This is a genomic window from Inquilinus limosus DSM 16000 (assembly GCF_000423185.1).
GTDB classification, from domain to species: domain Bacteria; phylum Pseudomonadota; class Alphaproteobacteria; order DSM-16000; family Inquilinaceae; genus Inquilinus; species Inquilinus limosus.
This window is the reverse complement of sequence record NZ_AUHM01000006.1, coordinates 254,314-268,261: the sequence shown is the minus strand read 5'-3', so window position 1 is coordinate 268,261 and position 13,948 is coordinate 254,314. Positions and strand designations below refer to the sequence as shown.

The 13,948-nt window shown below is 69.7% G+C and carries 14 protein-coding genes; 3 read left to right on the top strand and 11 right to left on the bottom strand.

Annotation, left to right across the window (positions count from 1 at the left end):
• The first annotated feature begins 248 nt into the window (after positions 1-248).
• Complete coding sequence (gene pdxR / locus G537_RS0110415) at positions 249-1,754, top strand: MocR-like pyridoxine biosynthesis transcription factor PdxR (RefSeq protein ID WP_034851234.1); 1,506 nt, start codon at positions 249-251, stop codon at positions 1,752-1,754.
• 9 nt (positions 1,755-1,763) lie between these two features.
• Here pdxR and G537_RS0110410 read toward each other — a convergent pair whose 3' ends face one another.
• From G537_RS0110410 to G537_RS0110375, 8 genes are all read right to left on the bottom strand, one after another.
• Positions 1,764-2,687 (bottom strand): dihydrodipicolinate synthase family protein, encoded by a 924-nt coding sequence (locus G537_RS0110410; RefSeq protein ID WP_026870077.1) that lies wholly within the window; start codon positions 2,685-2,687, stop codon positions 1,764-1,766.
• Between the two features lie 133 nt (positions 2,688-2,820).
• Complete coding sequence (locus tag G537_RS0110405; protein ID WP_034851232.1) at positions 2,821-3,789, bottom strand: ABC transporter ATP-binding protein; 969 nt, start codon at positions 3,787-3,789, stop codon at positions 2,821-2,823.
• A gap of 2 nt (positions 3,790-3,791) precedes the next feature.
• On the bottom strand, positions 3,792-4,808 hold the full coding sequence (locus G537_RS0110400) for an ABC transporter ATP-binding protein (protein ID WP_026870075.1): 1,017 nt from the start codon (positions 4,806-4,808) through the stop codon (positions 3,792-3,794).
• A gap of 8 nt (positions 4,809-4,816) precedes the next feature.
• On the bottom strand, positions 4,817-5,743 hold the full coding sequence (locus G537_RS0110395) for a dihydrodipicolinate synthase family protein (protein ID WP_034851338.1): 927 nt from the start codon (positions 5,741-5,743) through the stop codon (positions 4,817-4,819).
• 17 nt (positions 5,744-5,760) lie between these two features.
• Complete coding sequence (locus tag G537_RS0110390; protein ID WP_051248269.1) at positions 5,761-6,645, bottom strand: ABC transporter permease; 885 nt, start codon at positions 6,643-6,645, stop codon at positions 5,761-5,763.
• Between the two features lies 1 nt (position 6,646).
• On the bottom strand, positions 6,647-7,606 hold the full coding sequence (locus G537_RS0110385) for an ABC transporter permease (protein ID WP_026870072.1): 960 nt from the start codon (positions 7,604-7,606) through the stop codon (positions 6,647-6,649).
• A 61-nt stretch (positions 7,607-7,667) separates the two neighbouring features.
• The gene (locus G537_RS0110380) at positions 7,668-9,245 is read right to left on the bottom strand and encodes an ABC transporter substrate-binding protein (protein WP_211230350.1); all 1,578 of its coding nucleotides are present in this window, start codon (positions 9,243-9,245) and stop codon (positions 7,668-7,670) included.
• A 32-nt stretch (positions 9,246-9,277) separates the two neighbouring features.
• Positions 9,278-9,994, bottom strand: coding sequence for a FadR/GntR family transcriptional regulator (locus tag G537_RS0110375; RefSeq protein WP_155888568.1), 717 nt, complete (start codon positions 9,992-9,994; stop codon positions 9,278-9,280).
• 97 nt (positions 9,995-10,091) lie between these two features.
• Between G537_RS0110375 and G537_RS0110370 the strand changes: the two genes are divergently transcribed.
• Together G537_RS0110370 and G537_RS0110365 are read left to right on the top strand one after the other, a co-directional pair.
• Positions 10,092-11,069, top strand: coding sequence for a Gfo/Idh/MocA family protein (locus G537_RS0110370; protein ID WP_034851229.1), 978 nt, complete (start codon positions 10,092-10,094; stop codon positions 11,067-11,069).
• Entirely contained in the window at positions 11,066-12,064 is a 999-nt protein-coding gene (locus G537_RS0110365; RefSeq protein ID WP_026870068.1) for a Gfo/Idh/MocA family protein, read from the top strand. The genes G537_RS0110370 and G537_RS0110365 overlap by 4 nt, the downstream gene beginning before the upstream one ends.
• Before the next feature lie 23 nt (positions 12,065-12,087).
• Here G537_RS0110365 and G537_RS0110360 read toward each other — a convergent pair whose 3' ends face one another.
• From G537_RS0110360 to G537_RS0110350, 3 genes are read right to left on the bottom strand one after another with little or no spacing between them, the layout of a single operon-like run.
• The gene (locus G537_RS0110360) at positions 12,088-12,492 is read right to left on the bottom strand and encodes a DoxX family protein (protein ID WP_034851228.1); all 405 of its coding nucleotides are present in this window, start codon (positions 12,490-12,492) and stop codon (positions 12,088-12,090) included.
• The gene (locus G537_RS0110355) at positions 12,489-12,938 is read right to left on the bottom strand and encodes a tetratricopeptide repeat protein (RefSeq protein WP_026870066.1); all 450 of its coding nucleotides are present in this window, start codon (positions 12,936-12,938) and stop codon (positions 12,489-12,491) included. The genes G537_RS0110360 and G537_RS0110355 overlap by 4 nt, the downstream gene beginning before the upstream one ends.
• 12 nt (positions 12,939-12,950) lie before the next feature.
• Complete coding sequence (locus tag G537_RS0110350) at positions 12,951-13,910, bottom strand: MBL fold metallo-hydrolase (protein ID WP_026870065.1); 960 nt, start codon at positions 13,908-13,910, stop codon at positions 12,951-12,953.
• Positions 13,911-13,948: the final 38 nt, after the last annotated feature.

The window sequence follows — 13,948 nt, the reverse complement described above, 5'->3', positions numbered from 1 at the left end:
TGTCGGGTCGGAGCCGCCCTTCTTGCGGGAGCGGCCGAGCGTCGAATGCGCCCCTCGGGACCGGGGCAGATCGCAGTGGACGGGATTTATCAGACGTTGCGCATACCTGGTTAGGTCCAGATCGGGCAAACCGATGGGGCCAGATGCGGCGGCGATGGGTCCAGATGCCCTCTATCGATGAGTCCAGATTGCACCAGGGGGCGAAATACGATCTTATTCAGGACCACGGATGATGCTGTGGGGGACGCGTGGCGGCCGACGATATCCTGTGGCGGCAGTTGCTGACGCTGTCGCGCCGGCCGGACCTGACCTTGCAGGCGCAGCTGCGCGGTGCCATCGCCCAGGCGGTGCTGGACCGGCGGCTGCCGCCGGGCACCGAGCTGCCGTCGTCGCGCCGGCTGTCCGAGATCCTGGACATCAGCCGCAACACGGTGATCCTGGCCTATGACCAGCTGACCCAGGAAGGCTTCATCACCGCGCACAGCCGGTCGCGGCACATGGTCCATCCGGCGGCGCTGGACAATGCGGCGCGGGCGGCGGGGGTGCGGCCCGACCCGCCGGTGCGGCGGCCGGACTGGACCGGGCGGCTGGTGAGCCGCCCGTCCCGCACCCGGCACGTGATGAAGCCGGTCGACTGGTTCAACTACCGCTTCCCCTTCGTCTACGGCCAGCCGGACCCGACCCTGTTCCCGATCGCGGAATGGCGCGAGGTGGTGCAGCTGACGCTGCGCTCCGTCACCATCCGCGAATGGGCCGGCGACCATGTCGACGCCGACGACCCGCTGCTGATCGAGCAGCTGCAGAAGCGGGTGCTGCCGCGCCGCGGCATCTGGGTGTCGCCGGAGCAGATCCTGGTCACGATGGGGGCGCAGCAGGCGCTGTTTCTCGCCGCCGCACTGCTGCTGGGGCCGGAGAAGACGGCCGGGATCGAGCAGCCCGGCTATCCCGATATCCGCAACCTGTGCCGGCAGTTCGGCGCGCGGGTCGTCGGCCTGCCGATGGACCATCACGGGCTGAAGCCGAGCGGCAACCTGGCCGGATGCGACATGCTGTTCGTACAGCCGAGCCATCAGAACCCGACCACCGTGACCATGCCGCTAGCCCGCCGGCAGGAACTGCTGCAGGCGGCGGCGGCGCATGATCTGGTGATCGTGGAGGACGACTACGACAGCGAGCTGACCTTCGTCGGCGAGGCTACCCCGGCGCTCAAGGCGCTCGACCGCGACGAGCGGGTGATCTATGTCGGCAGCGTGTCGAAGACCCTGGCCCCCGGGCTGCGGCTGGGCTTCGTGGTGGCGGCGCCGGAATTCATCGCCGAAGCCCGGGCGATGCGGCGGCTGATGGCACGGCACCCACCGGCCAACAATCAGCGCGCGGTGGCGCTGTTCCTGCAGCTCGGCCACCATGACGCTGCGATCAAGCGGCTGATCGCCGCCTATCGCGAGCGCGTCGCGGCGATCGGGGACGGGCTGCGCACCCATCTGCCCGAATTCGAGTTCCGGTTGCCGGCCGGCGGCTCCGCCCTCTGGGCCGAGGGGCCGGCCGACGTGTCGATGAACGCCGTCGCCGCTGCGGCCGCGCCACAGGGCCTGCTGTTCGACCCCGGCGCCGTGTTCTTCGACCACCCGGTGCCGCCGGAGAACGTCGTGCGGCTCGGCTATTCCGCCATCCCGGTCGACCGCATCGAGCCCGGCATCCAGCTGATGGCGCGGTTGGTCCGGGCCCAGCGGCACGGCGGCCGACAGGCGGGGTGAGCGGCTCCGCTAGGCCAGGAACAGCTCCGGCATCATCGCCCGTGCGATCGGACGGAGGCGTTCGGCCTCGGCTTCGGCGATCCAGCGATAGGGGCGCCGCAGCCGGGTGCCGACCGGGCCCCAGCCGCCGATCGCGGCCAGCAGCTTGTCGAGCGCAGCATTGGAGTAGCCGTGCCGGGTCCGGAACGGCACGACATGCTCGTCCATGAAGCGGCAGATCCGGCGCTCCAGGTCGAGGGCGGCGCCGATGTCGGTCGCCATCCGGTCGGTCCAGGCCTGGGCCCCCGCCGGGCTGAGGCAGGCGACGTTGGAGAAAGCGCCGGCGGCGACGCCGTGCTTCACGCCGGTCGCGAGGTGATGGCCGGGCACGAAGAGCGCAGTGCCGGACAGGTGCTGCTTCGCCGCCGCGTACCAGGCTGCATCCCCGTCGGCCAGCTTGATGCCGGCCACCGCCGGCACGGCCCGTACCAGCCGCCCGAGCTCCTCCGGCGCCAGCACACGCTTGGCGTGCGGCGGGTTGTAGAGGATCAGCGGCACCGGGCCGGCCGCCTCCGCCATCAGTTGCAGGAAGTCGGCCGCCTCCGGCTCGGTCACCGGCCACCAGTCCGGCAGCACCACCTGGATGGCCGCCGGCCCGAGGTCCCGCGCCAGCCGCACCCGCTCCCGCGCCAGGCTGGGGTCCGGCTGGCAGGCGCCGATCACGAAGGGCATGCCGCGGGCGCCGCACGTCTCGGCGAGCAGCGCCTGGATCTCGGCGTATTCCCGTTCGGTCTGGTTGTGGAACTCGCCCGCCGTGCCGTTGGAGTAGATGCCGTCGACCCGGGCCGCGATCAGCAGGTCGATCTCCTCGGCCAGCCGGCCGAAATCGATGCTGTCGTCATCCGCGATCGGCAGCAGCAGCGTCGCCCAGTTGCCGCGCAGTACGTCGCTCATCAAGGCCCCTCAGAATTTCCAACACCGTCATTGCGACCCCGGCCTTGAGCCGGGGGAAGCAATCCAGGGCCAGCGCGAGCCGCCCTGGATTGCTTCGTCGGCTTCGCCTCCTTGCAATGACGGGGAGGTCGGTTCATCGGCTGACGTCCTGTCTGATGCACGCCTTGAAATGCCCCGGCTCCACCTCCTCCAGTGGCGGGACCACCCGGGTGCAGGCGTCGACCGCGTGGGGACAGCGGGTGCGGAACACGCAGCCCGAGGGCGGGTTGGCCGGGCTGGGGATGTCGCCCTTCAGGATCTGACGCTGGCGCGGCCGGTCCGGGTCCGGCTCCGGGATCGCCGACAAGAGCGCCCTGGTATAGGGGTGCTTCGGCGCGGCGTAGAGCCGTTCGCTCGGAGCGATCTCCATGATCCGGCCGAGATAGAGCACGATCACCCGGTCGCAGATGAACTCCACGACCGCGAGGTCGTGGGAGATGAACAGCATGGTGAGGCCGAGCCGCAGCTGCAGGTCGCGCAGCAGGTTGACGATCTGCGCCTGCACCGAGACGTCGAGCGCCGACACCGGCTCGTCCGCTACCAGGAACTCCGGCTCCAGCGCCAGGGCCCGGGCGATGCCGATGCGCTGGCGCTGACCGCCGGAGAACTCATGGGCGTAGCGCTCGACCGCGTCGGCCGGCAGCTCGACCGCCTGCAGCGCCGCGCGCGCCTTGTCCAGCCGCTCGCGCCTTGTTCCGATACCCTGGATGGCGAGGCCCTCGGTCAGGATCTCGCCGATCGTCATCCGCGGCGACAGGCTGGCGAAGGGGTCCTGGAAGATGTACTGCATCCGCCGCCGCTGTCGGCGCATCTCGCCGCGCGACAGCCTGGTCAGGTCCCGGCCGTCGAACACGACCTCCCCGGCGGTCGGCTCGATCAGCCGCAGCACCGACCGGCCGATCGTGGTCTTGCCCGAGCCGGATTCGCCGACCAGGCCGACCACCTCGCCGCGGCCGACATCGAAATTGATGTCGTCGAGCGCGCGCACCACCGGGCCGCGGCCGAAGGCGCCGGGGCCGAAATGCTTGGCCAGGCCGCGCACGGCGAGAAGCGGATCGGCCATGGTCAGAGCTCCTGCCAACGGATGCAGCGGCTGAAGTGGCCCGGGGCGACCTCGGCCGGCGCCGGCACGGCGGCGCGGCAGGCCTCGACCGCATGTGGGCAGCGCCCGGCGAAGGCGCAGCCGGGCGGCATGGCGGCGAGGCTCGGCACCGTGCCCGGGATGGTAGCCAGCTTGGCGCCCGCCGCCTTCAGCCGCGTCGCCTCGCCCAGCTTCGGCACCGAGGCCAGGAGGCCGATGGTGTAGGGGTGGCGTGGATGGCGGAACACCTCGCGCACCGGCCCGGTCTCGACGATCCGGCCGGCATACATCACCGCCACGCGATGGGCGATCTCGGCGACCACGCCGAGATTGTGGGTCACGAACAGCACCCCCATGCCGCGCTGGTCCTGCAGGCGGCGCAGCAGGTCGAGGATCTGCGCCTGGATGGTGACGTCGAGGGCCGTCGTCGGCTCGTCGGCCAGCAGCAGAGTCGGGTCGCAGGCCAGCGCCATAGCGATGGTGGCGCGCTGGCGCATGCCGCCCGACAGCTCGTGCGGGTACTGTGCCGCCCGGCGCTTCGGGTCGGGGATGCCGACGCTGTCGAGGAGGTCGACCGCCGCGGCCCAGGCCGATTTGCGGTCGCGGCCGAGGTGGATCCGGATCGGCTCGGCGATCTGGTCGCCGATGGTGTAGACCGGGTTCAGGCTCGTCATCGGCTCCTGGAACACCATGCCGATGTCGTTGCCCCGGATCCGCCGCCGCGCCTCCCCGTCAAGCGTCGTGAGGTCCCGCTCCCGCCCGTCCTTGCCGCGGAAGCGGATCGACCCTTCGGCCACGCGCCCAACCTTGGCCGGCAGCAGCCCCATGATGGAGAGGCTCGTCACCGACTTGCCGGAGCCGGACTCGCCGACCAGCGCGACGGTCTCCGCCGCACCGATGGCGAGGTCGAGATCCGCCACCGCGGTCACCTCGTGCCCGCGGATGCGGAACACGGTCCGCAGCCCGCTGATATCGAGGATCGGGTGCTGAGCCTCCACCATCTTTCCTCTCAGGCCAGCAGGCCGGTCGCCTTCAGGATCGCCTCGACCTTCGCGGCCTCGGCGTCGTTCAGCGCCCGCTGCGGCCGGGCCATGACGTTGGTGTCGATGATGCCGAGGCGCCGCATGGCGGTCTTGAAGCCGCCGACGCCGGCCGAGCCGGCGCTGGTGCGCGGCAGGCTGACCCAGACGATCTCGAACAGACGGCACAGCCGCTCCTGCTCCTGCCGCGCCGCCGCCCAGTCGCCCTTGCGGCATAGGTCGTAGAGGCGGACATAGCCGTGCGGGTCGACATTGGCGAGACCGGGCACGATGCCGTGGGCCCCGGCGGCCAGGGCGGAATCGCAGACGATCTCCGACCCCGTCATCATCGCGATCTCGGGCTTGTCGGTCAGGTCCATCAGGGCGAAGCGGAAATTGCCGTCGTCGCCGCTCGAATCCTTGAGGCCGGCGATGGTGCCCTCGCGGGCCAGCGTCACCACGCTGGCGCGGTCGAGCTTCACATGGACGCAGACCGGGATGTCGTAAGCGATGATCGGGAGGTTGATGCCGTCGCGGACATAGCGGAAATGGTCGACGATCTCCGGCGCGCTGGTGCGGGCGTAGAACGGCGCCGTCACCACCACCGCGTCGACGCCGATTGACTGCGCCACCTTGGCGTGGCCGATGACGCGGTCGGTGGTCGGGTCGATCACGCCGGCGAGCACGGGCACGCGGCCGTTCGCGACCTTGACCGCATGCTCCAGGATCTGCCGCCGCGTCGCCTCGTCGTGGAACACCACCTCGCTGGTGGAGCCGAGCACGAACAGGCCGTGCACGCCGCCGTCGATCAGGTGCTCGAGCACGCGGGTGAAAGACGGGTAGTCGACCTGGAAATCCGCGGTCAGCGGGGTAACGACGGGCGGGACGACGCCCTGGAAGGCTGGGGCTGATGCCATGATCAAGAACTTTTCGGTCAGTTGAGTTCGGAACGGGGGTCGAAGGCGTCGCGCAGGCCGTCGCCGACGAAGTTGATGGCGAGCACGGTGATCACCAGGGCGGCGCCCGGGAACAGCCATTGCCAGGGGTACTGCTCCAGCACCACGGTGCTGCGGGCGGCGTTCAGCATGTTGCCCCAGCTCGCCTCCGGCGGCGGCACGCCGAGGCCAAGGAAGGACAGGCCGGCCTCGAGCAGGATGGCGGCGGCGATCTGCAGCGTGGCGTAGACCACCAGGATGTCGATCGAGTTCGGCAGGCCGTGCCGCCACAGCAGGTGGCCGAGACCCGCGCCCATGCCGCGCGACGCGACCACGAAGTCGCGCTCGCGCAGCTCCATCAGCCTTGCCCGCACCATGCGCGCCAGCACCGGCCAGGACAGCAGCGAGATGACGATGATGGTCGGCACGATGCCGGCGCCGGTGATCGAAGCCAGCACCAGCAGCGAGATCACCGGCGGCAGGGTCATGGCGAGGTCGACGAAGCGCATGATCGCGGCGTCGGCAAAGCGGCCGGCCATGGCCGAGACCGAGCCGATCAGGAAGCCGATCACCACCGAGATCGCGACCGAGACCACGGCGACCAGCAGCGAGATGCGCCCGCCCTGCAGCACCCGGGCCAGGATGTCGCGGCCGACGCCGTCGGTGCCGAGCCAATGCGCGGCGCTGGGGCCCTTGTTGAGGGCCAGGAGGTCGATGTCGTTGGGCTTGTGGCCGAGGATCAGCGGATAGGCCGCGATCAGCACCAGCATCGGCACCAGGATGGCGATGCCGGCCAGCGCCGCGCGGTTGGCCGCGAAACGGCGGAAGGCACGGGCCAAAGGACCATTGCCGCCGCGGCGATGTGAGATTTCCGCGACCGCCATGTCAGGCCACCTGGATCCGCGGGTCGATCGCCGCGTAGGCGATGTCGGTGAGGAGGTTGGCGACGATCACGCAGGCGCCGACCACCAGTGTCGCCCCCATGATCACCGGGTAGTCGCGGGTCTCCACCGCGTTGACGAGCAGCAGGCCCATGCCCGGCCAGTTGAAGACGCTCTCGAGGAAGATGGCGCCGCCGACCGCGATGCCGATGGTCGACCCGATCAGGGTGACGACCGGCAGCAGCGCGTTGCGCAGCGCGTGCTTCACGATCACCCAGAACTCCTTGACCCCCTTGGCGCGGGCCGAGCGGACATAGTCCTGATTCAGCACCTCCAAGAGCGAGGCGCGCATGTAGCGCATGATCAGCGCGGTATGGCCGATGGACAGCAGCAGCGCCGGCAGGATCAGGTGGCTGACGAGGTCGCCCAGGGAGAACGGCGCGCCCGGGGTCAGCATGCCGCCGGATGGCGCCCAGCGCAGCAGCACGGAGAAGACGTAGAGGCCGACCAGCGCGGTCAGGAACGCCGGGCTGGAGATGCCGAGGAAGGCGGCGACCGACAGGCCGACATCGGTCGCCGAGTTGCGCCGGACGGCGCCGATGATGCCGGCGCCGATGCCGACCACGATGGCGATCGCGAGGCCGGTGCCCATCAGCAGCAGGGTCGGGCCGATCCGCTCCGCCACCAGGTCCAGCACGGTCTCGCCGTTACGCTGGAGGGAGAAGCCGAGATCGCCGCGCAGCGCCCCGCCGAGCCAGGCCAGGTACTGCACCGGCAGCGGCTGGTCGAGGCCGAGACGGGCGCGCACCGCCGCCATCTCCTCCTGCGACATCGCCACATTCGGGTTGATGTAGGCGTCGATCGGGTCGCCGGGCGCGAGCCGGAGCAGGATGAAGATCAGCAGGCTGAGGGCGACCAGCATGCCGATCCCGACCGCGAGGCGACGAAGGCAGTAGTTCAGCATGGCGTTCCCAGACGGGGCGGCGCAGCCTGGCCGGCCACACCGCCCTGCCCCATGGAAGGAGTCAGTTGCCGATCGCCCATTTTTCCGGACGGGACTCGAAGGGGCCGCCCGCCGGCGCCGGGGTCCAGACGAAGTCCTTCAGCTTGCTGGAGGCGACGCCGTAGCGCTTGGCCACCCACATGGTGGCCCAGGGCAGGTTGGCGTTCATCGCCTTGCAGACCGCCTGGTAGCGTTCCGCCCGCTTGGCGTCGTCGGTCTCGTTCATCGCGGCATCGAAGGCGGATGTGAGCTCCGGCATGCGGATGCGCAGGAAGTTGGCGCCGGCGGGCGGGATCTGCTTCTCGTTCAGGCCGATGTTGATGGCGCTCGGGTCCGGGCCGTTCTGCAGCCCGGCATAGACCATCGGGAACTGCGACCAGTCCGGGTTCTGGGCGTAGATGGTGGCGTTGTAGGTCGGCGTGTCGACCGCCCGCGGCACCACGTTGATGCCGACCTGGGCCAGCATCGCCTGAACCGCCGCCAGCACGTTCGCGGCCAACGGGTTGTTGTAGTAGGTCAGAAGCGTGATCGGCTTGCTGCCGTTGATCTGATCCCAGCCCGCCTCCGCCAGCAGCTGCTTCGCCTTCTCCGGGTCATAGGCATAGCTGTCGATGCCCGAAGGCAGCAGCCGGTCGGCGACATAGCCGCAATTGGCGATCTCGGCGGCGCCCTTGTACAGGCTCTGCACGATCGCCTCGCGGTTGATCGCGTGCATCACCGCCTGGCGCACGCGGACGTCCTTCCACAGCGGCACCTCCTGGTTGAAGCCCAGGTAGTTGACCACGAAGGAGTTGCCCTCGATCACCTGGAAGGCGTCGTTGCCCTGGAAGGTGGCGACGTCGTCGGCCTCGACATAGCTGAAGCTGATCTCGCCGGAGCGCAGCGCCGCCACTGCCGCCGCGGTGTTGGCGAAGTAGCGGTTGATGATCCGGTCGGTCACCGGCTTGCCGCCGCGGTAGTCCGGGTTGGCAACCAGCTCGACATACTGGTCGGTGACGTAGCGCGAGAACTTGTAGGGGCCGGTGCCGATCGGCGATTTCGACCACCATTCATGCTTGGCCAGAGCGTTCGCCGGGATGTCCTTCAGCGCGTGCTGCGGCAGCATCATCAGCTGGGTCAGCGTCGCCAGCAGGCCGGCATTGGGTGCCGACAGCTTCAGCACCGCTGTCTTCGCGTCCGGCGTCTCGACCGAGGCGATGGCGCCGAGGCGGGCGGCGAAGACCGTGCCGGTGGCGCCGTTCTTCGCCGTGTCGATGGTGAACTTCACATCCGCCGAGGTGAAGGGCTGTCCGTCATGCCACTTCGTGTCGGCCAGCTTGAAGGTGTATTGCAGCTTGTCGGCGCTGACCTCGTAGCTGGAAGCCAGATCGCCGACGATGTTTTCGAGCTTGGCGTCGTAGATCACCAGCGGCTCGAAATAGAGGCTGAGCCAGGTGAAGCCGCCGGTCGCGGCCAGCGGGTTGAAGTTGCCCTGGAAGCCGCCCGGGCCGACATCGAAGCCGCCGGTGATCGTCGAGGGCTCCTGCGCCAGGGCGGGCGCGGTGCCGCCCGGCGTTCCCGCCAGCATCGCGGCGGCGAGCGCCAGCGCGGATGCCACCATCCCGAATCTCATCGTTTCCTCCCTGTTTGGATTCAGCTTTGCGCTTTCGCGTCCTTGCGGGTCGCGAGGAGACGGGCGATGCCGTCATAATGCTGGTCGAGCCGGCTGCGGGCGGCCGCCACGTCGCGCGCCGCGATCGCGGCATAGATCTCCTGGTGGTCCCGCCAAGTGGCCATGGGGTCGAGATTGGCCAGGTTCACGAAGTCGGAGGCCTTGTAGAAGGCCTGCCAGAACACATCGATCAGGCTGGTCAGCATGCGGTTGTTCTGGCAGCGGAACAGCAGGTGGTGGAACTGCTGGTCCTCCTCGGCGAAGCTCTCGTTCCGCTCGGCCCTCTGCCGCATGCGCTCGACCGTGTCCTTCAGCTCCGCCAGGTCCTCCTCGCCGATCAGCTGGATGGTCTTGCCAATCAGCCCGACCTCCAGCACGCGCCGGATCTCCAGCACCTCCTCGACCTCGCGCAGCGCGCCACCCAGGCCATAGGCCAGGTTGGCGAGCAGCGGCTCGAACGAGAAGGCCTTCACGAACACGCCGATGCCGCGCCGCGTCTCCAGGATGCCGAGGGATTCGAGCGCTTTGATCGCCTCGCGCACGGAGTTGCGGCTGACCCCGAGCTGCTGCGCCAGGAAGGTCTCCGGCGGCAGCGGCGCGCCGGGGGCGAGGCTGTTGTCGTCGATGTAGCTCTTCAGGCTCTCCTGCACCGAGACGTGGAGCAGGGGCGGCCGGGCGAGCGGCTTGATCTCCTTCATCGTCGACACCTTCCACCCCATCGCGGGATCAGCATGGCTTGATGGTTGCTGACTTGTAGGATATCTGTCAAGGCCATAAGCCGAGAGGGAGGACGGGATGGCCCGGGTAGCCTTGGCGGGCGTGGGGCATTGGCATGCGGGAATGCATCTGGAGGCGGCCCGTTCGGCGGGCGCGGAGGTGGTCGCCGCCTGGGATCCGGACCCCGCGGTCGCGGCCGGCTTCGCCGCGAAGCACGGGGGGCCTCGTCAACCCTCGGTCGAGGCGCTGATCGCAGCGAAGCCGGACCTGACCGTCGTGATGGGCCGGCCGGATCAGGTGCCGGCGCTGGCCCTGGCCTGCATCGAGGCGGGCCTGCCGATCGTACTGGAGAAGCCGGCCGCGGTGTCGACCGCCGCCCTTGAACCGCTGGCCGAGGCAGCGCGGCGCCGCGACCTGTTCGTCGCCGTCCCCCTGCCAAACCGCTGCGGCCCGATCTGGGTAGAGATCGAGGCATTGAAGACTGCTGGCCGCCTCGGCCTAGTGTCGCACGCCCAGTTCCGGATCGTGAACGGCCCGCCGGAGCGCTACCGGCTGGACGGGGTGCCTTGGGTGCTCGACCCGGCCATCGGCGGCGGCGGGGCGCTGCGCAATCTCGGCATTCACGGCATCGACGCCGCGCTGGCTCTGGCCGGCGGCGCCGGCCTCGCCGTCGTCTCGGCCTCGGTCGACCGGCGCCTCTACGGCGAGGCGGTCGAGGAATACGCGATCGTCACCCTGCGGGCGCCGGACGGCATGATCGCGACGGTCGAGGCCGGCTACACCTATGCCTCGATGGCGCCGGGCGGCGACTTCGAGTGGCGCGTCTCGGCCCGCAACGCCACTCTGATCGACCGCGGCGACAGCTGCCATGTCGCCACGCTCGACGACGGTCGGGTGCGAGATCTCGCTCCGATCCTGCCGGCGGACCGGTACAAGGCCTTCATGGCCGACACGCTGGACCGCTTGGCGCGGGGCGCGGCCCCGTCTGTCGGGATCGCGGATTATCTGCAGGCCATGCGCCTGATCGACCGGGCCTATGAGGAGGCCGCAGAATGATCGGCATCGGCATCATCGGCGCCGGCTATTTCGGCGCGATCCATGCGCGGGCCATCGCCGCCGTGCCGGGCGTGCGCGTCGCGGCGGTCTGCCGCCAGGACATCGACGCCGCCCGGGCCTTCGCGCGGGAGCACGGCGGCAACGCTTATAACCATTGGCAGGCGCTGCTGGACGACCCGGCCGTCGACACGGTGCTGATCGCCACGCCGCATCACCTGCACGCCGGGATGGCGATCGCCGCGGCGCAGGCGGGCAAGCACGTCCTGCTGGAGAAGCCGATGGCGCCGACCGTCGCCGAATGCGACGCGATCAACGCCGCGGTGGCCGAGGCCGGCGTCCATCTGATGGTCGGCCACGTCATGCATTTCGCCCTGCCCTGCCTCGCCGCAAGGGAGATCGTCGCGGGCGGCGGCATCGGCCGCCCGGTGCTCGGCAGCAGTTGGCTGATCAAGCTGTGGATGGAAGCGAACCGCCAGCCCTGGCACTTGTCGTCGAAGACGGGCGGCGGCATGCTGCTGACCGCCGGGATCCACGCGCTCGACCGGCTGGTCTGGCTGATGGACGGCCCGGTGGCTTCGGTCTCGGCCATGGCCGGCACCCATTTCCACGACCAGGAGGCCGACGACGCCGCGCTGATGCTGCTGCGCTTCGCCGACGGCCGGATCGGCCAGGTGGCGAGCATCGGCTATCGCGACGGCGGCGTCGGCTTCGCCATGGACCTGGTCTGCGAGGCCGGAACCCTGCGCATCGATTTCGACCAGGGAGTCGCGATCGGCCGGGGCGGCGCCTGGACCCCGGTCCCGAATTCGATCGAGCCGGACTGGATGCAGCGCGCGGTCGAGCGTGAATGGCGGGCGATCCTCGCCCTGATCGAGGGCGATGCGCCGAACCCGGCGGATGGGCGCTACGCCCGCCATCTCATCGCCTGCATCGAGGCAGCCATGCAGGCCGAACGGTCGCGCCGCGAGGTCACGCTGATGCCGGCGGCCGCCTGAGGCGGGTTCCGACGGCCTCGCCGTCACTGCCGCCGGCCGGCGCGCCACGCATCCAGCGAGACGCGCCCGGCGCCGCGGGCCGAGAGGATCAGGAACGCGCCGGCCAGGGCCATGTCCTTCTCGAAATGGATCAGCTGGCTGTGGTCGCCGAACCGGGTATGGAAGACCACGGCGGCGACGGTGCAGAACGCCGCCAGGGCGACGGCGGCAATGCGGGTGTGCCAGCCGATGATCACCAGCAACCCGGCGCCGAGCTCCACGACGATGGCCGCCGGCAGCAGCAGAGGCGGCATGCCAAAGACGGCCATGTAGCCCGCCGCGGCGTCGTAGGCGCCGAGCTTGCCGAGCCCCTCCAGCACGAACAGCAGCCCCAGCAGCACACGGCCGGCGAGCTCGCCGCCGTCCTCCAGGCCTCGCCGGCTCGTCACCGCGACTTCGCCGCTGCCTGTTCTATCGCCTGCTGCAGGTCGGCGAGTTCCTCGCAGCCCTGCGGGCACAGTGCTTTCAGTTTGGCCTCATTCTCGCGAGCCTTGGCCACGTCGCCGAGCTGCAGGTAGAGCTCGCCGGAATATTCGAGCGCACCCTTGTGGTCGGGATCGTATTCCAGGGCCTTCTGATAGAAGCTCATCGCTGCTTTGGTGTCGCCGCTCTTGCGCAGGCTGAACCCCATCAGGTTGTAGACGTCGGCGTGCTGGACGCCGTCGTCGATCAGGGCGTTTAGGTCGGCGATGGCACCACGAAAATCGGCCGCCTCGATCTTGTCGCGGATGCCGTCGAGGTCCGGCGCGTCGGTCGAAAAGTTTCTGTCGACCGCCAGCGCCGGCGACGCGGCGGCGAGTAGCGCGGCCAGCACGAGCGAGCGCAAGGTTTTCATCGTCGGCTCCTTTCAGGCGACCGTGTCCGGGACGAAAGCATAGACGGCGCCGTCCCTGGCGAAGCGGCCGGAGCCGGGAAACGGGAAATGCGCGCCGCAGACCCGCATCCTGTCGGCGATCGCGCGGTCGAGCAACGTCCGGCGGGTCTGGACCGCCAGCGGCCCGTCCTGGTCGTAGGCGCCCTGCCACTCCGGATGCGGCGCCAGCAGCGCCGGCACATAGGCCATGTCGTTCGAGATCAGAAGCTGCTCACCGCCCGAGGACAGCAGGAAAGCGGAGTGGCCGGGCGTGTGGCCCGGCGCCTTCACCAGACGGACGCCCGGCGCGACCTCCGTCTCCTCCTCCACCAGGGTGAAGTTCTTCCAGGCCGGGAAGACGGCGTTGATGCGCTGGCCCAGCGGCCGGCGCGCTTCCGGCAGCTTCTCGACCCGCCCGGGCTCGGTCCACCATCTGTATTCGGCGGCGTTCACCACCAGCTCGGCGTCCGGAAAGACCGGCTTGTTGGTGCCCTTCTCCATCAGCCCCGAGATGTGGTCGGGATGGAAATGCGAGATCAGGATGGTGCCGATCCTGGCGGGATCGATGCCCGCCGCCGCCATGGGGCCGAGCACGCCCTGCGCGGTCGGCTGCCATTGGCCGCCCGAGCCGGCATCGACCATGACGTGCCGGCCATCGATGGTGAGCACGACCACGGTCAGGGGGATGGGGACGTGGTCGGTCGGCAGCCCGGCCTTGCCCAGCGCCTCTTTCGTCTCCTCGACCGAGGCGTTCTTGATGAAGGCGCGGTCATGCGGCTTCGCCCACATCCCGTCATAGAGGGCCGTCACCTCGACCGAGCCGACCCTGTATCTGTGGAAGGGTGCGTCGGGCGCCTGCGCGAAGGCAGCGGGGACGGCGAGCCTGGTGCCGAACCCGAAGGCCGCGGCGAAGGCTGACGACAGGACGAAGTCACGGCGGGACGGACCGGGCATCGGATCTCTCCATCGATGAGGGGAGCACCTGCCGAGGA